General features: G+C 71.2%; 13 protein-coding genes and 1 tRNA gene. 4 read left to right on the top strand and 10 right to left on the bottom strand.

The features are described 5' to 3' along the window. Positions 1 to 166: 166 nt before the first annotated feature. Complete coding sequence (locus ASG80_RS20715) at positions 167 to 1,819, bottom strand: S1C family serine protease (RefSeq protein WP_056734276.1); 1,653 nt, start codon at positions 1,817 to 1,819, stop codon at positions 167 to 169. 169 nt (positions 1,820 to 1,988) lie between these two features. Here ASG80_RS20715 and ASG80_RS20710 point away from each other — a divergent pair, with 169 nt between their 5' ends. Continuing rightward, complete coding sequence (locus ASG80_RS20710) at positions 1,989 to 3,206, top strand: pyridoxal phosphate-dependent aminotransferase (RefSeq protein ID WP_056734341.1); 1,218 nt, start codon at positions 1,989 to 1,991, stop codon at positions 3,204 to 3,206. Here ASG80_RS20710 and ASG80_RS20705 read toward each other — a convergent pair. Together ASG80_RS20705 and ASG80_RS20700 are read right to left on the bottom strand one after the other, a co-directional pair. Beyond that, positions 3,193 to 4,023 carry a carbon-nitrogen hydrolase family protein gene (locus tag ASG80_RS20705; RefSeq protein WP_056734274.1) on the bottom strand — a complete coding sequence of 277 codons (831 nt, stop codon included), beginning with the start codon at positions 4,021 to 4,023 and terminating at the stop codon, positions 3,193 to 3,195. The genes ASG80_RS20710 and ASG80_RS20705 overlap by 14 nt on opposite strands. A 43-nt stretch (positions 4,024 to 4,066) precedes the next feature. Next, on the bottom strand, positions 4,067 to 4,948 hold the full coding sequence (locus tag ASG80_RS20700) for a hypothetical protein (protein ID WP_156401994.1): 882 nt from the start codon (positions 4,946 to 4,948) through the stop codon (positions 4,067 to 4,069). Between the two features lie 211 nt (positions 4,949 to 5,159). Between ASG80_RS20700 and helR the strand changes: the two genes are divergently transcribed. Beyond that, a complete protein-coding gene (gene helR / locus ASG80_RS20695; protein WP_056734339.1) occupies positions 5,160 to 7,319 on the top strand; it encodes an RNA polymerase recycling motor ATPase HelR in 2,160 nt (719 codons plus the stop codon). A gap of 122 nt (positions 7,320 to 7,441) precedes the next feature. Here helR and ASG80_RS20690 read toward each other — a convergent pair. Further along, positions 7,442 to 7,515, bottom strand: a tRNA-Met gene (locus ASG80_RS20690). Between the two features lie 104 nt (positions 7,516 to 7,619). Then, on the bottom strand, positions 7,620 to 8,000 hold the full coding sequence (locus ASG80_RS20685) for a DUF1304 family protein (protein ID WP_056734271.1): 381 nt from the start codon (positions 7,998 to 8,000) through the stop codon (positions 7,620 to 7,622). A 270-nt stretch (positions 8,001 to 8,270) separates the two neighbouring features. On the opposite strand from ASG80_RS20685, the gene ASG80_RS20680 reads away from it, so the two are divergent. Further along, positions 8,271 to 9,647, top strand: coding sequence for a glycoside hydrolase family 18 protein (locus ASG80_RS20680; protein WP_082590795.1), 1,377 nt, complete (start codon positions 8,271 to 8,273; stop codon positions 9,645 to 9,647). Positions 9,648 to 9,718: 71 nt separating this feature from the next. Here the strand turns inward: ASG80_RS20680 and ASG80_RS20675 are convergent, their stop codons facing one another. The 3 genes from ASG80_RS20675 to ASG80_RS20665 form a co-directional block, all read right to left on the bottom strand. Continuing rightward, the gene (locus tag ASG80_RS20675) at positions 9,719 to 10,576 is read right to left on the bottom strand and encodes a bifunctional 2-polyprenyl-6-hydroxyphenol methylase/3-demethylubiquinol 3-O-methyltransferase UbiG (RefSeq protein WP_056734267.1); all 858 of its coding nucleotides are present in this window, start codon (positions 10,574 to 10,576) and stop codon (positions 9,719 to 9,721) included. Position 10,577: 1 nt separating this feature from the next. Further along, positions 10,578 to 13,469: a UPF0182 family protein gene (locus ASG80_RS20670; protein WP_235508425.1), complete on the bottom strand. Its 2,892-nt coding sequence runs from the start codon at positions 13,467 to 13,469 to the stop codon at positions 10,578 to 10,580. A gap of 71 nt (positions 13,470 to 13,540) precedes the next feature. Continuing rightward, on the bottom strand, positions 13,541 to 14,644 hold the full coding sequence (locus tag ASG80_RS20665; RefSeq protein ID WP_056734263.1) for a PDZ domain-containing protein: 1,104 nt from the start codon (positions 14,642 to 14,644) through the stop codon (positions 13,541 to 13,543). A gap of 217 nt (positions 14,645 to 14,861) precedes the next feature. Here ASG80_RS20665 and ASG80_RS20660 point away from each other — a divergent pair, with 217 nt between their 5' ends. Beyond that, positions 14,862 to 16,181, top strand: a complete 1,320-nt coding sequence (locus ASG80_RS20660) for a zinc-dependent metalloprotease (RefSeq protein ID WP_082590813.1) — start codon at positions 14,862 to 14,864, stop codon at positions 16,179 to 16,181. An 820-nt stretch (positions 16,182 to 17,001) separates the two neighbouring features. Here ASG80_RS20660 and ASG80_RS20655 read toward each other — a convergent pair. Beyond that, the gene (locus ASG80_RS20655; RefSeq protein WP_235508424.1) at positions 17,002 to 18,774 is read right to left on the bottom strand and encodes an ATP-dependent helicase; all 1,773 of its coding nucleotides are present in this window, start codon (positions 18,772 to 18,774) and stop codon (positions 17,002 to 17,004) included. Further along, positions 18,759 to 19,757 (bottom strand): NAD(+) diphosphatase, encoded by a 999-nt coding sequence (nudC, locus tag ASG80_RS24650; RefSeq protein ID WP_056734259.1) that lies wholly within the window; start codon positions 19,755 to 19,757, stop codon positions 18,759 to 18,761. The genes ASG80_RS20655 and nudC overlap by 16 nt, the downstream gene beginning before the upstream one ends. Positions 19,758 to 19,764 lie beyond the last annotated feature (7 nt).

Below are 19,764 nucleotides of genomic sequence, written 5' to 3'. Positions count from 1 at the left end.
TCGTCGCCCAGAAGCTCAACGGCCGCCCACGCAAAACGCTGGGCTGGGAAACCCCAGCCCAGCGCCTGCATAAACTCGTCAACACGGACTAATCACACGCGGTGTTGCAACGACCGATTGAATCCGCCCCGAGGATCCCGGCCCTTCCTGCCGTTCGTTGCGGGCGTCAGCCCTCGAAGGTGCCCAGCGTGACGCTCACGGTCTGCGACTCGCCGTCGCGTGTGAACGTGAGATCCGCCGTCTCGCCGCCCGGCAGCGCGCGCACCTGCGCGGTGAGGTCGGTCTGGTCGGTGATCGGCACGCCGTTGAACTCGGTGACGACGTCACCGGCCTCGAGGCCGGCCTGCTCCGCCGCTCCGCCCGCGCTCACCTCGGAGATGAGGGCGCCGACGGTGTCGCTCTGGCCGTCGGCCTCCGCCGATGTGACCGTCGCGCCGAGCAGGCCGTGCGTGGCCGACCCGTTCTCGATGATCTCGTTCGCGATGCGCTCGGCGAGGTTCGACGGGACGGCGAAGCCCACGCCGATGTTGCCGGCCTCGGTGCTCGAGCCGCCCGCCGAGAGGATGGCGACGTTCACGCCGATCAGCTCGCCCTCGGAGTTCAGGAGGGCGCCACCCGAGTTGCCCGGGTTGATCGCGGCATCCGTCTGGATGACCGGCAGGGAGACCTGGCCGGACGCGGTCGTCTGCTGCTGCGACTCGCCGCCGTCGGGGTCGGGCAGGTCGAAGAAGAAGTCGAACGGGCTCTCGTCCGAGCCGTCGCCCTGGTCTCCCTCGCCGCTGTCGCCCTCCTCCGAGTCGTCGGGCGTCGTCGGCGCGGCCGACGAGGCCACGTCGATCGAGCGGTTCAGCGCGCTGACGATGCCGTTCGTCACGGTGCCCGAGAGGCCGAGCGGGGCACCGATGGCGATGGCCGTGTCGCCGACGTTGAGCTTGTCGGAGTCGGCGAACTCGAGGGGCGTGAGGCCTGACGCGTCCACCAGCTTGATGACCGCGAGATCCGAGAGCGGGTCGGTGCCGACGAGTTCGGCCTCGTAGAGGTGGCCGTCGTTGGTCTTCACCTGGATCGTCGGGTCGCCCGTGGCGCCGTCGAGGGTCACCACGTGCGTGTTGGTGAGCACGTAGCCGTCCTCCGACAGGATGATGCCGGAGCCCGTGCCGCCAGTCTGGCCGCCCGTCACCGAGATGGTCACGACGCTGGGGCTGGCCTTGGCCGCGACGGCGGTGATCTGGTTCACCGAGTCGGCGTCGTTCACGACGATGTTCTGCGCGCTGTCGGCGCTGTCGCTCGAGGTGGGCGCCTGGTTGCTCACGATGAGCGCGGTGATGCCGGCGCCCGATGCGCCGCCGATGAGGGCGGCCGCGACGATCGCGGCGGCGACGCCGAGGCCGACCCGGCGCGGCTTCGGCGCAGGCTGGGTCGCGGTCGGGGTGGGGCCGCCGAAGGCCGGCGGCACCTGGCCGGTGACCGGCTGCGTCGGCGCGGTGGGCTGCGTCGGCGCGGTGGGCTGCGTCGGCGCGGTGGGCTGCGTCGGCGCGGTGGGCTGGGCGGCGCTGTACGGCTGCGGCGCCTGGCCGGGGTGGTAGACCGTGCCGGTCGTGGGTGCGGCCGTGGGTGCGGCCGCGGTGCCGGCGCCCTCGGTCGTGGCGGCCGGAGCCGCGGGAGCGGCCGGAGCCGCCGGCGTGGCGGGCTCAGGGGTCGCGGGCGTCGTCGCCGCGGTCTCGGCGACCGGGTTCGCGGCGGGCACGGGCGTGGCTGGGGTCTCGGCGACGTCGCCCTCCCGGGCCTCCCCCGTGGGGCCGTCAGTGGTGTCGGTCATGGTCTGCTCCTTCCAAAGCGATGTCAGCATCCCGCCCGAAGCTGTGTGCGACATCGGCGAAGTCTGTGATCCGGCTATCCCCCAGCGGTGAGTCATCCGATAGCGGATGCCGCTGCCGGGCGTCGCCCTGCGTCAGCGTAGCGGCCCCACCCTGACGTACGGTGAGAGCGTGAGCGACTTCTCCCCCGCACCCGGACTCCGGCCCTGGCAGCGCACTGCGGCGGGCGCCGGGCTGCTGGCCGCCGACGGCGGCATCGCCGCCACGATCTTCGCGGAGATGAGCGCGCTGGCGGCCCGCACCGGTGCGATCAACCTCGGCCAGGGCTTCCCCGACGAGGACGGCCCCGCCGAGGTGCTCGAGGCCGCCAGGCAGGCGATCGCCGACGGCGTCAACCAGTACCCGCCGGGCATCGGCATGCCCGTGCTGCGTGAGGCGATCGCCGCGCACCAGCGGCGCTTCTACGGCCTCGACGTCGACGTGGCATCCGAGGTGCTCGTGACGGCAGGCGCCACCGAGGCGCTCGCCGCGACGATTCTGGCGCTCGTCGACACGGGGGACGAGGTCGTCACGTTCGAGCCCTACTACGACGCCTACGCAGCGCTCATCGCGCGAGCGGGCGGCGTGCATCGCACGGTGCCCCTCCGGTTCCCCGACTGGCGTCCCGACCCCGACGAGCTCGAGGCCGCCGTCACCGACCGCACCCGGATCATCCTCGTGAACTCGCCGCACAACCCGACGGGCGCCGTGCTCGACGCCGAGACCCTCACCCGCATCGTGCGGCTGGCGGAGAAGCACGACGCGATCATCGTCACCGACGAGGTGTACGAGCACCTCACGTTCGGTGTGCCGCACGTGCCGATCGCGACGCTCCCCGGGGCACGCGAGCGCACGATCTCCATCTCGTCGGGCGGCAAGACGTTCAGCACCACCGGCTGGAAGATCGGCTGGCTCACCGCCCCTGCCCCGCTCGTCACGGCCGTGCTGGCGGTGAAGCAGTACCTCACGTTCGTGAACGGCGCACCGTTCCAGCCGGCGATCGCGAAGGGGCTGGGCCTGCCCGACGCGGTGTTCGCGGATGCCGCAGCCGAGCTCCGCGCGAAGCGCGACGTGCTCGCCGCCGGCCTCGAGGCGGCGGGGTTCACCGTCTCGCTGCCCGACGCCGGGTATTTCATCGTGGCGGACGCCGCGCCCCTCGGATACGACGACGGCGCGGCGCTCTGCCGCGAACTGCCCGACCGGGCTGGCGTGGTCGGCGTGCCGGTGTCGTCGTTCGTGCACCCCGACCGGCAGGACGCCTACCGCAGCCTCGTGCGATTCGCGTTCTGCAAGCGCCACGACGTGCTCGAGGAGGCGTCGACGCGGCTCTCGCGGCTCAGCGCGGGCTGACGCGCTCGATCACGTCGAATCGTCGGAGGGCGAGCGCCGGGTTGACGCGCCGCACGGCGTCGATCCGCTCGCGGGAGACCCACGCGACCGCGACATCCGTGGCCTCGCCGACGGTGGCGAGCTCCACGCCCATCGGGTCGACGATCATGCTGTTGCCCGCGCCGACCGGCGGGGCGTGGTCGGCCGCCGCCACGTACATCGTGTTCTCGAGGGCGCGCGCGGTCGTGAGCAGCCGCCAGTGCGCCTCCTTGAGCGGCCCGCGCACCCACTCGGCCGGCATGCACACCACGTCGGCGCCCGCGTCGACGATGCGACGGGTCACCTCGGGGAACCGGGCGTCGTAGCACGTCTGGAGGCCGAAGCGGAGGCCGCCGGCCTCGAACACCTCGGGGTCGACGAGGTCGCCCGGGGCGACCCACTCGGACTCGCGCTGCCCGAACGCGTCGTACAGGTGCAGCTTGCGGTAGCGCGCGACGACACCCTCGCCGGGTGCGACCGCGACCACGGTGTTGCCCACCCGGCGGTCGTCGCCGTCGAGCCGTTCGATCATCCCTGCGACGACGTGCACGTCGAGCCGGGTCGCGAGGGCGGCGAGATGCTCGGTGAACGGGCCTATCACCGGCTCGGCGGCCGCCTGCCAATCCCAGCCGGGTTCGGGCGTGAAGTAGCTCGAGTACTCGGGGAACACCGCGAGGCGTGCACCGCGCGCCACGGCGAGCTCGGCGAGGCGTGTGATCTCGGCGAGGTTCGCCTCGGTGTCGGCGCCAGGTGCGAACTGGGCGACGGCGATCCCGAACCCCGACGTGTCGGTCTGCATGTCGACAGCCTATGCGCCGGGCACGTGACCAGGACAGCGGCCGTCACTCGAGGATGCAGGGCAGCGACTTGACGGCGATGAAGTGCCCATCGGACTCCAAGACCTCGATGTCGTAGGGGTATCCCGGATCGACCACGACATAGCCGGTCCGGTCGGGGTACCACCAGTCCCCCTCGAGCAGCACCGGGCATCCCGGCCGGTAGTCGCCCCGTGCGTCGACGGTCAGCTCGGTCGGGTGGGTGGGCGGCGCGAACTGCGCGGCGGCTGTCGGAGCGACGGATCCACTCACGTCGGCGCCCCCCGTCGCGGCATCAGCGGCGGCCTCCGCTGCCGCCGCGGCTGCAGCCGCCGCGGCTGCGGCTGCTGCGGCGGTGTTCGCCTGATGCGACGCGACCACGCGATCCGCAGCCGAGCGCACGGCCGCGAGGTCGACGCCGGATGCGACGCTCCCGCCCCCGTCGGGTCGCACGCGAGCGATCGCCCCCCGCAGGATGTCCTTCATCGACTCGTCGGCCGAGGGGTGACCGGCGATCACCGCGTCGGCGGCCACGCTGACCGTACGGTGGAACCCTGCCAGGACCGAGGCGAGCTCGTCCCGACGTGCCGCAATCGCGCCGATGTCGCGTCGGGCGAGCGCGCGGTCGAGCGCGGCCGCTGCCATCGCCAACCGGTCGACGGTGCGAGCGTCGGCGAGGTCGCCCACGCGCATCGCGGCGGTTCGCGCCGTGATGGCGAGAACCCGCGCTTCGGTGCGGGCGGACGCGACGGCGTCGTCCCAGCGGGTCGAGATGCGCTCGCGTTCGATCGCGACGGCGGCAGCGGCATCCGCTCGCTCCTGCGCGCCGGCGGCCGACATCTGGACGGTCGTGCTCGTGAGCGCGAGGGCGGCGACGAGGGCGCCGGCGGCGAACTTTGCAGTGGACATCGAATGCAGCATAGGGCCGCACCACCGAACGACTGTAGTCCGGACTCCGACGTGAGCTCGAGGCGGCCGTCGGCACCCTCACGACGGAACCAGAACGGAGAGCTCTTCCTGCTCTCCACTTTCAGGATATCGGAGCGAGGGGGCCTTGCCGCAAGGCCCCGGTCGGGGCGCATACTGGTCGGCCGAGGTCACGACATCCGGAGGAACAGCCCTGACTACCAGCACATTCGACCTACCCGACCGCCTCGCCTCGAAGGCCGACCCGAAGCTGATCGCCGGCGACGAGCAGCACTTCGCGGCCATCGCGCGGAGCCTCGAGCAGACGGTCGCCGACGTGTCCGACCGTCTCGATGCGGTGCGCAAGGCACCCGTGCGCATGGGCCAGGAGGCGGTGGAGCGGGACCTGGAGGCACGCCGGCTGAGCGCTCGACTGCGCACCCTGCGTCGCTTCGGCCTGGACCTGTGCCTCGGGCGCATGGTCGGCGTCCACGACACCGAGCCCGTGTACATCGGTCGACTCGGCCTCGCGGACACTGCAGGTCGTCGGCTGCTGATCGACTGGCGCTCCCCCGCTGCCGAACCCTTCTTCGGCGCGACCCCCGCCAACCCGATGGGCCTGGTGAGCCGCCGCCGGTATCGCTGGACCCGTGGTCGCATCAGCGACTACTGGGACGAGGTGTTCACCGCCGACGGTTCCGACGGGAACGTCGCACTCGACGACGACTCCGCCTTCATCGCCAGCCTCGGCAGCAGCCGGTCCGACCGGATGCGGGACGTGCTCAGCACCATCCAGGCCGACCAGGACGCCATCATCCGCGCGGGATCACGCGGCGCACTCGTCGTCGACGGCGGTCCGGGCACGGGGAAGACGGTCGTCGCCCTGCACCGGACCGCCTACCTCCTCTACTCCGACCCTCGCCTCGGCCATCGGCGGGGCGGCGTGCTGTTCGTCGGTCCGAGCCGGCCCTACCTGGACTACGTCGCCGACATCCTCCCCGGCCTCGGTGAGGAGGGCGTGCAGACCTGCACCCTGCGGGACCTCGTGCCCGAGGGCGCGACGGCCGCCATCGAGACCGACCCCGGGGTGGCCCGCCTGAAGTCCTCAGCGGACCTGGTGAGGGTGATCGAGACGGCCGTCGGGTTCTACGAAGAGCCGCCCACCAGGGGGATGACCGTCGAGGCCTACTGGAACGACATCTGGCTCGACCCCGACGATTGGGCTGAGGCGTTCGAGGCACCGGAGCCCGGGACCCCGCACAACGAGGCTCGCGACCAGATCTGGGAGGAACTCGTGACGATCCTGACGGACAAGCAGGACCAGGAAGAGGACGTCGCGGACGATCTGCTCCGCAGGTCGCTGCGGCAGAACCGGGAGCTGCGCGCGGCCTTCAACCGGGCGTGGCCGCTGCTCGACGCGGCCGGCGTCGTCGGAGACCTGTGGTCGGTACCCGCCTACCTGCGGAAGTGCGCGCCCTGGCTCGACGCCGATGAGATCCGGGCGCTGCAGCGCGAACACGCCCGTGCCTGGACGGTGTCCGACCTCCCATTCCTCGATGCGGCACGGCAGCGGATCGGCGACCCCGAGGCATCACGACGTCAGCGTCGGCGTGACGCCGCCCTCGCCGCCGAACGCGAGGTCATGGACCGGGTCGTCGACGACCTGATCGCGGCTGACGACTCCGAGCTGGGAGTCATGAAGATGCTGCGCGGAGAGGACGCCCAGTACTCCCTGGTCGACGAGTCCGCACATCCCAGCACCGACCCCGACCAACTCGCGGGCCCGTTCGCGCACCTCGTCGTGGACGAGGCGCAGGAACTGACCGACGCCGAATGGCAGATGCTGCTGCTGCGCTGTCCGTCGCGGAGCTTCACCATCGTCGGGGACCGCGCCCAGGCCCGGCACGGGTTCACCGAGACGTGGCAGGAGCGGCTCGAGCGGATCGGGCTCGACCGGATCATCCTCGCCTCCCTGAACATCAACTACCGGACGCCGGAAGAGGTCATGGCGGAAGCCGAGCCGGTCATCCGGGCCGTGCTCCCCGACGCCAACGTGCCGACCTCCATCCGCAGCAGCGGCGTCCCCGTCGTCCACGCCGCAACGCCGGACCTGGGCTCGATCCTCGAGACGTGGCTCGCCACGCATGCCGACGGGATCGCCTGCGTCATCGGCACCGGCGACATCGAAGTCGACGCGTTCGGGCCGACATCCCGCGTCCGGTCGCTGACCCCGGAGTTGTCGAAGGGGCTCGAGTTCGACCTCGTCGTCCTCATCGACCCGGAGGCGTTCGGCACCGGGATCGAAGGAGCGGTCGACCGCTATGTCGCCATGACCCGGGCGACCCAGCAGCTCGTCATCCTCACGAGCGCCTGACGCCGACCACGAGCCGATCCGGGCTCCGTTGCACGGTGTCGAGCATCAGGATCCGCGGCCCGAATGTCCGGCAAATGCAGAAGATCCCGGCCTCTTGGCGAGACCGGGATCCTCTGTTTCGGTTGCGGGGGCAGGATTTGAACCTACGACCTCTGGGTTATGAGCCCAGCGAGCTACCGAACTGCTCCACCCCGCGGCACAAGAAATAACACTAGCATGCGGGGCATACGCCGTCCAATCGGGCGAGGCGTCACCGGCCGAAGCGCGCAGGCCTGCCGAAGGGGTGTCGCGGACGCCCGATCACGACCCCCACGTCAACGCCACGAGCACGAGCACGGGCAGACCGACGAGCACGATGACGTTCTTCCAGTACCGGAGCTCCGTGAACAGGAGCACGAACGCCAGCAGCAGGGTCGCGATGCTCACGAAGGCGACGAGGGTGCGCCCGACGTCACCGTAACCGAGGTTCGCCGCCACGACGCCGGCGAGCACGCCGACTCCCCAGACCATATTCGAGAAGCCCGCATACACCGTCCAAGGCCGCACGACCTCCTCATCCTCAGGTTCGATGAGGAGGAGGCCGTGGAGTCGCCGGCTGCGGAAGAAGAACGCGCCCAGGATCCCGAGGACGATGAGCGCGAGCCCCTCGACGACCGCGAGCACCTGCGCGACGACGCTCATGCGGCTCAGTGTGCTCGCGCCCGGTCGGCCTCACAAGACCCCAGATCGGACGTCACGAGCGACGTCGACGGCGACACGTGGGGCCTGGTCGACCTGTGCGGTCTCAGCTCCGTCGGCGGCATCCGCTGTGCCCGACCGCACACGAACGGGGGAATCCTTCTGATGTTGCCCCAGTTTTAGTTAGGATTCCTTCCGAACTCGGCCCGACGTTGGTACTGTCCTCGAAACCACGTCGGAGCCGAACGCCCCGACCCGATCGTTGGGAGTCCCATGCCAGCTCGTCATCCCGTGCCGACCCGCCGTCTCCGCCGCGGAGCGGCGATCTCCGTCGCCGCTGCGGCCCTGCTCACCGTCGGCATCGCCGCTGCCCCCGCCGCCGCCGTGCCCGTCCGCACCGCGAAGCCGTCACCGGCATCCGGTCCATCCGACATCAACGGCTACCGAAGCGTCGGCTATCTCATGGCCGACGCCCCCGTGACGCGCGACTTCCAGATCGAGGACCTGCTCGCCACCGGTGCGATCCGGGACGTGACGCATCTCAATTACGCGTTCGGCAACGTCACCGCCGACCTGGGCTGCGACATCCTCGACACAGCCGGGGAGGGCGACGCCTACAACGACTTCGTCCGCACGGTCTCGTCACAGGACTCGGTCGACGGGAAGCGGGACACCGCGAAGCAGGCGCTGGCGGGCAACTTCAACCAGCTCCGCAAGCTCGAGGAGGTCAGCCCCGAGACCAAGGTGCTCATCTCTCTCGGCGGATGGACCTGGTCGGACCACTTCTCCGCCGCCGCGGCAACGCCGGAGTCGCGTGCCGCACTGGTGTCATCGTGCATCGACCTGTACCTGAAGGGCGACCTGCCGATCGTCGACGGTCGCGGCGGACCCGGCGCAGCCGCCGGCATCTTCGACGGGATCGACATCGACTGGGAGTGGCCGGTCACCGGCGGCGAGACGGCCAACGCCACGCCGGCCGACGCGGAGAACTTCCTGGCCCTCATGGAGGAGTTCCGCACCCAGCTCGACGCGTACGGCGCCGAGACAGGCGAGGACTACCTGCTCACCGCCTTCGCCCCAGCCGGCGGATGGAACGCCGGGCAGGGCGGCTGGCTCGACGCGCGGCTCTTCGCCGCCGTCGACTTCCTGAACGTACAGGGGTACGACTTCCACGGCGGGTGGGTGCCCACCATGACCGGACACCAGGGCAACCTGCACCCCGACGGCACTCAGAACTGGGGTCTGGGCCTCGACGGCGCGGTCGGCATGTACCTCGCCGCGGGCGCCCGCCCTGAGCAGCTGAACGCGGGCCTCGCCGCCTACGGCCATGGCTGGACGGGCGTGACGAACGGCGCAGAGGCCTGGCAGCCGGCCACCGCCTCGATCGGCACCAAGCCCTACTACGAGATCCGAGACGTCGGCGTCGGCTACTTCGACGCCGAGGTCGGCGCGTCCTGGCGGTACGACGCGGCGACGGGTGACTGGTGGAGCCTCGACGACCCGTCGTCGGTCACGGCCAAGGCCGAGTGGCTCGCCGCCCAGGGCTACGGCGGTGCCATGTGGTGGGACCTCTCAGGCGACTACCGCAATGAGCTCGGCGGCACCCTCGGCACTGTGCTCCGCGATGGCCCCTCGGGTCCGCTCGATTGAGTCATGACTCCGCGGCGGGGTGGCGTGACGGCTTGCCCGCCGCGGAGTCGCCGTTCGGGGGGATCGGGCGCTCAGCGCACCGGCGCCGAGACCACCAGCTCGTACGAAAGGGGCAGCCACCGCTCGGCCGGCCACCCGAACATGCCGTCGCCCTGCGGCACCGTGACCGGGAAGATCTGCCACGGCACCAGGTAGTGCTCGGTGAAGGCGTCGACCGTGAGGCCCGCGTCGCCCAACGCACCCAGGACCTCATCGAGCGGATGCACCCACTCCCACGTCTTCGCGTTCGCGAGTGCCGCCGACGCGTCGGCGTAGTCGCTGGGGTCCTCGAGCACGTCGGGCACGTCCTTCGAGTACGGGAACGTGAACGCCGGCAGGCCGCCGGGCCCGCCGTCGCCGTCGAAGACGAAGGCGGCGGGATGGACGTCTGCGAAGTAGAGGCGCCCCCCGGGCTTCAGGAACCAGGCCACGATCCGGGCCCACTCCGCGACATCCGGCAGCCATCCGATGGTGCCCCACGTCGTGAACACGAGGTCGAACGACTCGGGCTCGGGCAGCACGTGGCGCGCGTCGTAGAGGTTCGCCTCCACGAACCGCGCGCGGTCGTCGACGCCGAGCTCGGCCGCCATGCGCCGCGCCTCCTCGACAGCGGGACGCGAGAAGTCGAGCCCGACGACCGTGGCGCCACGGTTGGCCAGTGAGAGCGTGTCCGATCCGAAGTGGCACTGGAGGTGCAGCACGCGCACACCGTCGAGGCCGGCCGGATGCAGGCGTTCGACGCCCGCTCGGGCGATCGGGTCGAGGACTCCCCCGCCGTCGCGCAGCGGCTCCCGGTCGTAGAAGTCCGAGGCGACGTGCACCGGCACCCGCTCGTCCCAATTGGCGCGATTGTCGTCGAGCCAATCGCCGCCGCTCAGGTCGACGCGCACCTCACTCGCCCTCTGTCAGCACCAGGAGCTGCGCGATGATCTCGGCGAGTTGCGCGTCGGCCGCGCCGTACGCCGCCCAGTCGCCCTCGGCGAGCGCGGCCTGCTTGTTCTCCACGGCCTGCTTGGCCTGGTTCAGCAGGGCCTGTATCTCGTCGCTCGGCGTGGCGGGCGTGGTGGGCTCGCCCCCCTCAGGTGGTGCTGTGGGCTCCGTGCCCGGCTCCACCTCGACGTCGCCGGCCGCGGCGCCCGAATCCCCGCCGAACAGCACGTCGAGCGCGGCGTCGAGTGTGTCCTGGAACGCGATCTGGTCGCCGAACGCGACGAGCACCTTCTGCAGCAGGGGGTAGCTCGTGTTTCCAGTGGACTTCACGTAGACGGGCTGCACGTAGAGCAGGCCGCCGCCGACCGGAACCGTCAGCAGGTTGCCGTTGATCACCTCGGACTGGCCCTGCTTCAGGAGGTTCAGCGATTGCGAGACCGTGGGATTGCCGTTGAAGTTCGCCTGCACCTGCCCAGGCCCTGGCACGTTGTCGTCCTCAGGCAGGGTGAGCAGTCTGAGCGTGCCGTATCCGTCGGCGCGTTCACCATCGGTCGAGCCCGCATCCGCGTCGACCGCCAGGTAGCCGCGCAGTACGTTGCGGCTCTGCTCGCCGCGCGCCTCGGGGATGAACGTCGAGAACAGCGAGTACGTCGGGGCATCCTGGCCCGGCATCTGCATGGTCAGGTAGTACGGCGGCTGCAGGAGCGTCGAGTTCGCGCCGCCAGTGGGCTCCTTCGGCGTCGTCCACGCGTCCTCACGGGAGTAGAACGAACCGGCGTCGGTGACGTGGTAGCGGCCGAGCACGGCGCGCTGCATCTTGAAGAGGTCGGCCGGGTAGCGCACGTGGCTCATCAGGTCGCCGGACATCTCGCTCATCGGCTCGAGCGAGTTCGGGAAGATCTTGTCCCAGGTCTTGAGGATCGGGTCCTCGGTGTCCCACGCGTAGAGGGTCACCGAGCCGTCGTACGCGTCGACGGTGGCCTTGACCGAATTGCGGATGTAGTTGACCTCGTCGAACGGCAGCGCCTGCGGCAGGCCCTCGCTGTCGGCGATGGCCTCGCTCATGCTCACCTTGTTCGAGTACGGGTAATGGTCGGTGAGCGTGTAGCCGTCGACGATCCAGACGATGCGGCCGTCCACCACGGACGGATAGCTGTCGGAGTCGAGGGTGAGGTACGGCGCGACCTTCCTAACGCGCTCGATCGGGTCGCGGTCGTAGAGGATCTGCGACTCGGTGTTCACCGCGTCGGAGAGGAAGATCTGTTCCGACTGGAACTTCAACGCATAGACGAGCTTCGTGAACACGTTGTCGAGCTTCGGACCGCCGTCACCCTGGAACGTGGTGTAGGTCTGGTTCTCGTCGCTGCCGCCCGCCGGGTAGTCGAGTTCCACCGGGTCGGAGCCCTCTGGTGCACCCACGATCGAGTACGCGGGCGAGCTCTCGCCGAAGTACACGCGCGGCTCGAACTCGCCGAGCACGCCGGAAGACGGGATGCCCGACTGCAGGAACACGGGCTGGCCGTCGACCGAGCGCTGGTTGCCCGCCGCCGCAACGAGGTCGTAGCCGTGGGTGTAGGCGATGTGGGAGTTGTACCAGGTCTCGGCGTCGCCGAGGCCCGACAGCGCGAGGTCGCGCACGGCGACCACAGTGTCCTGCGTCGCGCCGTCGATCACGTAGCGGTCGACGTCGAGTGCGTCGGGGAACTGGTAGTACTGGCGGAACTGCTGGAGCTGCTGGTACGCCGGACTGATCACGAGCGGGTCCATGAGACGGATGTTGGCCGTGGTCGCGGCGTCCGACCGGAGGGCGCCGGGCTCGGCATCCGTCTTCGCATTGAACGGGATGGTCTCGATGTCCTCGATCCCGTAGGCGTCGCGGGTGAGGTCGATGCTCCGCTTGATGTAAGGGGCCTCGAGCGTCTTCGCACTCGGGTCGACCTGGAATCGCTGGATCACCCACGGGTAGAGGGAGCCGATGATCACGGCTGACACGATGAGCAGGCCGATGCCGACGAGCGGGAGCCGCCAGCGGCCGATGAGCGCCGTGATGAAGAAGAGGATGGCGACGCCGATCGCCGCCGCCGCGAGGATCTGGCGCCCGGGGATCACCGCGTTCACGTCGGTGTATGCCGCACCGGTGATGATCGAGCCCGTCTCGGTGACGGTGGCGTACTGGTCGAACCAGATGCTGATCCCCTGCAGCAGCAGGTAGAGGCCCGCCGTCAAGGCGATCTGGATGCGCGCCGACTTGGAGATCACGACCTCACGGCCGCTCACCCGGATCGAGCCGTACAGGTAGTTCGTGGCGATGACGAGCAGCAGCGAGAGCAGCACGACCGCGGACGCGAAGCCGACGATCGACCGGTAGAACGGCAGCTCGAAGACGAAGAAGCTCACGTCGAAGCCGAACTGCGGGTCGGTCGTTCCGAAGGGCGTGCGGTTCAGCCAGGTGAGCGTGAGCTCCCAGCGGCTCGAGACCGAGACTCCGGCGAAGATGCCGAGCACGATCGGGATGCCGTACATCGCGAGGCGGCGCAGCGGCTCGAAGACCTCCTGGTAGCGGTCGAGCTGCGAGTTGAGCTTCGCGTACACGGGCCGGGTGCGGTAGGCGATCTGGATGGAGGCCCAGACGGGCACCGCCATCGCGAGGAAGCCGATCACGAAGAGTACGAGGCGCGCGGCCCATTCCGTGGTGAGCACGTTGAGGTATCCGAGCTGGTCGTACCAGAGCACGTCGGCGTAGAGTCCGACGAACACGAAGAAGGCGATGACGAGGAGCGCGACCACCCCGATCGTAATGGCGATCGGCCCGCGGCGTCGCGGAATCCTCGGTTCTTGCGTCTGTGCTGACACTCTCGGCCTCTTGTTCGGTCGCTGTGGGATCGAGACTCCATCCTAGGGTCGCGATGCTTGGAATCGGCTGTTCAGGAGGCCGGGCAGGAGGCGAATTCGGCAATGTCGCCGCCCTCGCCGATCGTCTCCACGATCTCGCGCGCCTCGTCGAGGGTCGACACGGCGAACACGGTGATTCCGTCGGGGACATGTCCCGTGACCTCGTCGCAGTTCGACGCCGGCGCGAGGAACCAGTCCGCGCCTGCGTCCTCCGCGCCCCACAGCTTCTGACGGACGCCGCCGATGGCACCCACGTCGCCGGCGGAATCGATCGTCCCGGTGCCCGCGATGACCTCGCCGCCCGTCATCGAACCCGGCGTGAGCTTGTCCACGATGCCGAGCGCGAACATCATGCCCGCGCTCGGGCCGCCGACGTTGTCGAGCTGCAGCTCCACGTCGATCGGGAACTCGTACTCCATGCCCACGCCGACGCCGATGACGACGGAGCCGTCGCGCTCGACCGGAGTCACGGCGACCGTCTGCTCGGCGCCGTCGCGCACGATCTCGAGGCTCGCCGGGGCATCCGCGCCGTTCTCGCGAACCGCGGCGCGCAGCTCGTCGATTGAGTTCACGGCCGCGCCGTTGACCGAGACGATGACGTCGCCCTCCTCGAGCACGCCCGCCGCCGGGGAGTCGTCGAGGATGCCGGCGACCGTCACCTCCCTGGGGAACTCATAGCCCAGCTCGACCAGCGCGGCAGCGATCGCGTCCTGCTGGGAGTCGACCATCGCGGCCTCGTTCTGCGCGTCGCGATCGGCGTCGCTGACGCCCGGCGGGAAGATCGCCTCGACCGGGACCGCCGATCGTGTGCGATCGAACCACGCGCCGAGCACCTCGAGCCAGTTGGGGGTGTTCCCCGGGCGGCCGAGCACGGTCACGGTGAGCAGGTTCAGTTCGCCGTCGGTCGGGAAGGTCTCCTCGTCGGGGATCTCGATGAGGGGCACCTCCTCGTCGTCGTGATCCGCGACGCCGAGCGTGTCGTAGACGGGCCCGGGCTGCTCGATCACGTACGGCGACGGGAGCAGGGCGAAGCCCACGCCGATCAGCACCGCGACCGTGAGCGCGGCCCAGCCGATGCGCTCCCTGCGCGAGCGACCCTGCGGGCGCGGCGACGGGTCGTCGTCGAAGAGGGCCATCCGTGGTTCCTTCCGGGCGACCGAGTCGCCGAGTGCGAGCGCCGGGGCCGGCGTTGTTCGCGAAGGGCGGACACCCGGAAGGCCCAGCCTAGGCCATTTCCCAGACATGCGCCGGTGGGCCGGGGCTACGGTTGAAGGGACGCGACTGGAGGTGGCTCACGTGGCCGATGGGAACGACGAGCCCGACGACCGGAACCCGGAAGACGAGTTCCGCGAGATGCTCCGCGAGCTCCTCTCGGGGTCCGGCGGGATCGATCCGTCGCGGCTCGCGGGCGCCGCGGGTCTGCCGAACGACCCGGCGAGCCTCGCCGCCCTCTTCGGCCAGCTGCAGCAGGCCATGAACCGCGGCGGCGACGGCATCGACTGGAGCCTCGCACTGCGCCAGGGCGAGGAGCGGGCGGCATCCGGCCAGCGGCAGCTCACCCCCGAGGAGCGTGCGCGCCTCGACCAGGCACTGCAGGTCGCGTCGCTGTGGCTCGACGAGGTCGTGGACTTCTCCGCACTCCCCGAGACGCCCGAGCTGCTCACCCGGCGCAGCTGGGTGGCGGCCACCATGCCCGTGTGGTCGCAGCTCGCCGAGCCGGTCGCGCTCAGCATCTCGGACTCCCTCACGCGCGTCATGAGCGAGCAGGCGCCCGAGGAGTTGCGTTCGATGATCCAGGGCGCGAGCCGGATGATGCGCGGCATCGGCGGGGCGCTGTTCGCGATGCAGCTCGGACAGGTCGTCGGCCAGCTCGCGACCGAGGTCGTGTCGGGCGGCGACATCGGCATCCCGCTGCAGGCCGACGGACGAGCGGCGCTGCTGCCGCAGAACGTCGCGGAGTTCGGCGACGGCCTCGACATCCCCACCGACCAGGTCGAGCTGTACCTGAGCGTGCGGGAGCTCGCGCACGCCAGGCTCTTCCGCCACGCGCGCTGGCTCCGCCTGCACCTGATCACCGCGATCACGGCGTTCGCCCGCGGCATCGACATCGACACCGACCGCCTCGAGCAGCTCGCAGAGGGCTTCGACCCGTCGAACACCGACGAGTTGCGCGACGCCGTCGTGAACGGTGCGCTCATCCGGCCGAAGAGCGAGGCGCAGGAGGCCGCCCTCGGGCGCCTCGAGACCATGCTCGCCCTCGTCGAGGGCTGGGTCGACGCCGTCACGGCCGACGCGACCGAGCGCCTGCCCAGGTCGGACGCGATCGCCGAGTCGATCCGCAGGCGGCGCGCGTCGGGCGGCCCCGCCGAGTCCGCCTTCGCGACCCTCGTGGGCCTCGAGCTGCGCCCCCGGCGCCTCCGCGAGGCGGCGGCGATGTGGCGCGCGGTGACCCATGCGGTCGGCGTCGAGGCGCGCGACGCGTTGTGGGCGCACCCCGACCTGCTGCCGACCGCGGCCGACCTCGACGACCCGAGCGCCCTCATCGCGCGGCTCACGGGCGCCGACACGGCCGAGACCTCGGCCGACGAGGAGTTCGACCAGGCGCTCGAGCAGCTCCTGCGCGGTGAGACGCCAGCCGCGCCCGGCGAGGACGGCGAGGAGCCGAAGGCCTGAGCCTGTGGACGGATGCCGCGACGCGGCATCCGACTCGGGCATGCTCTCGGCATGGCCCCGCGCATCGACCCCGCACTCCCCCTCGTGTGGCGCACGCCGACCGACCTGCAACTCGGCGCGGCGACCCCCCGCGTCGTGCTGCGTGACGCCGGCGACCTCGAGACCGGACTCATCGCCGCGCTGCGGCACGGCGCGAGCATCGAGACGCTGACCACCATCGGCGCAGGGCTCGACGGCACCCCTGATCGCGTCCGGCGACTCCTCGCCGCCATCGAGCCGGCGTTCGATCCGTCGTACGCCGCGTCGCCCGGCCCCTCCGGCGCAGTGGTGCGCCGCGAGGTGCACCGGGTCGCGGTCGACGCCCCCGGGTCCATCGGCGTGCGCCTCGCCGCCGACCTCGCCGCGCTCGGCCACGACGTCGTCGACCTCCGATCACGAGCTGACGAGGCGTCCCTCGAGCGCCTTCCCGAGGCCGACCGCGTCGACCTCGCCGTGGTCGGCGCCGACTGGGTCGTGCCGCCCGCCCGTCACCTGCCCTGGCTCCGCCGCGACGTGCCCCACCTGGCGGTCGTGTTCGACGACGTCGGCGCGCGGGTCGGACCGCTCGTGGAACCCGGCGACGGGCCTTGCCTCCGGTGCCTGGACCTCGCCCGACGCGACCACGATCCGGCGTGGCCGGTGATCGCCGCCCAGCTCGCCGGCCGCCCCGCGTCGACCCGCACAGTCCGGGGCTGGATCGAGGCCGCGGCGCTGGCGATCGCGGTCGTCGACGACCGCCTCCGGCACGGCTCGATGGCGCTCAGGGACGCGTCGCTGACGCTCAGGCGCGAACGGCCGGGCGGCCTCCCGCGCCGACGCCGGCACGAGTCGCATCCCGAGTGCGGCTGTCGAGCTCCCGGAGGAACCGCGACGGCTCCCGTTCCCCTCGATGCGCGCCGCCGGTCCGGGACCAGCTCAGCGACAGCCGGCGCCGTGCCCTCGTGATGCCCACGTAGAGCAGTCGGCGCTCCTCGTCGATCGCGTCGAACCCCTTCGCGTACGCGATCGGGAGCATGCCCTCGGTGAGGCCGACGATGTGCACCTCGTCCCACTCGAGGCCCTTCGCCGAGTGCAGGGTCGCGAGCGTCACCGCCGACACTGTGGGCTCGTGCTGCGCCTCGGCGCGGGCACGGAGCTCGTCGGCGAACGCGCGGAAGGTCGTGCCCTCAGGCGCGTCGTCGACGAGCCTGGCGATCGCGTTGAGCGACTCCCATCGTGCGCGGACCGCACCCGGTCCATCGGGCGGCTGCATCGTCCAGCCGAGCGAGCGCAGCACGTCGCTCACCGACTTGAAGAGCGGCTCCCCCGCGATGGTGAGCGCCGCAGCGCGCAGCGCGTGCACGGCCTCCCGCACCTCGGGCTGGTCGAAGAACCGCGCCGCACCGCGTACGCGCGAACTCACGCCGACCTCCTCGAGCGCACGCTCCAGGTTCGCCGACTGCGAGTTCACGCGCATGAGCACGGCGATCTTCTCGGGCGGCACGCCCGCGTCGATGCGATCCCGGATGCGGGTCGCTGCGCCCCTCGCCTCGGCGAGCTCGTCGGCGTACTCGTGCACGACCGGTTCGACGCCCGGGTCGGCGGATGCCGCGCTCGGGCCCGACACCGCCTCGAGCTGCAGCGCGCCCGCCCGACCGCGCATGAGGCGGTTCGCGACGCCGATGATCTCGGCCGTCGACCGGTAGTTGCGCTCGAGTCGCACGACGGTCGCATCCTCGTAGCGCCGCGCGAAGCCCAGGAGGTACTCGGGAGTCGCCCCGGCGAATGAGTAGATCGTCTGGCTCGCGTCGCCGACGACGCAGACGTCGCGGCGGCTTCCGAGCCAGAGGTCGAGCAGCTGCTGCTGGGCCGGCGAGACATCCTGGTATTCGTCGACCACGAAGTGCCGATAACTCTCCCGCACGTGCATCGCGACCGACGGTTCCGACTCGATCATGCCCGCGATCGCGAGCAGCACGTCCTCGAAGTCGAGCATGCGCCGCTCGTCCTTCAGCTGCTCGTAGCCCGCGACGAGGCCGAGCACCTGAGCTGCGGTGAGGTCGCCGGGCGCCCCGCGAGCCGCGAGCCGCAGCTCGTACTCGTCCATGCCGACCGCGCTCACCTTGCGCCACTCGATCTCCGACGCGACGTCCCGCAGCGTGGGGACGTCGACCCGGAGGCGCAGCCGCTCGGCCGCCTCGCCGAGCAGGCGGCCCTTGTACTCCAGCACGCGCGGCGCGGAACCACCGACGACGAGGGGCCAGAAGTGGTTGAGCTGCGCGAGCGCCGCGGCGTGGAACGTGCGCGCCGGCACCGCGCCGGCACCGAGTGCGCGGAGCCTGGCACGCAGCTCGGCCGCGGCGCGCGCCGTGAAGGTGAGGGCCATGACGCGGGCAGGGTCGTACGCGCCGGATGCCACGCCGAACGCGATGCGGTGGGTGATCGCGCGCGTCTTGCCCGTGCCCGCGCCGGCGAGCACGCACACCGGGCCGATGAGCGCCTCGGCCGCGACCCGCTGGTCGTCATCGAGCGCCGCGAGCAGCGGGTCGGATGCCGCGGTCACGTCGTCGTCCACGGTTGCGACTCGGGAATCGGACCGCCGTACCACCGCTCGAGCATCCAGCGGGCGATCGAGGTGCCGCCGGGCAGCGCGATCTCCTCGACCGCCGCCGTCAGGTCGGCCCTCGAGAACCACCGGAGCTCCAGGATCTCCACGCCGTCGGGCGCGACGGAGGACGGCACGGTGCCGTCGGCGACGCGGGCGGTGAAGCCCACCATCAGGCTGGCCGGGAACGGCCACGGCTGCGACCCGCCGTACGCGACGCGGTCGACGTGCACACCCGCCTCCTCGCCGATCTCGCGGACGACGGCGGCCTCGAGCGACTCGCCCGGCTCGACGAATCCGGCGAGCAGCGAGAAGCGGTGCTGCTCCCACAGCGCGTTCGAGCCGAGCAGCACGCGGTCGTCGTCGTCGGTGACGAGCACGATCACCGCGGGGTCCGTGCGCGGGAACAGCAGGTTGCCCTCGCGGTCGCACCGACGGGCCCACCCCGCCTGCACCACGGTCGTCGTCGCGCCGCATCGTGGGCAGAAGGGCGCGACCGAATGCCAGTTGGCCAGGGCGAGCGCCTGGGTGAACAGGCCGGCGTCACGGTCGCCGAGCACGGAGGCCGCCGAGCGGAGGCCCGCCCAGCGTGCCTCCTCCGGTTCGATGAGCGCGGCGGCATCCGCATCGAACACGCGCACCTCGACGGGGGTGCCGGGTGGCAGTTCGGCGGCCTCGGCGACGTCGTCGACGTCGTCCATGCCGGCGCTCGCCACGGTGCGACCGAGGTAGCAGCGCAGGGTCGACGATGGCACCTCGGACGGGCGGAGGAACAGCATCGCCGGCGCCGAGCCCTCGATGCGCTCGGCGAGGAGGACGCGATCCCGGTGCAACGCGATGACGCGGGCCGCCGGATCGGCGTCGAAGCGCACCGTGAAGTCGTCGGCGGCGCGGGCCTCGCCGTCGCGGTCGAGCGCGGCGCGCGCGAGCGGCGGGGCTGTCGGTTCGCGCACTGGGCCA

It is taken from the genome of Agromyces sp. Soil535 (genome assembly GCF_001428255.1).
In the GTDB taxonomy this organism is placed as follows: Bacteria; Actinomycetota; Actinomycetes; order Actinomycetales; family Microbacteriaceae; genus Agromyces.
Note: the sequence above shows the minus strand (reverse complement) of the source record. Positions and strands in the feature narration are given on the sequence as shown.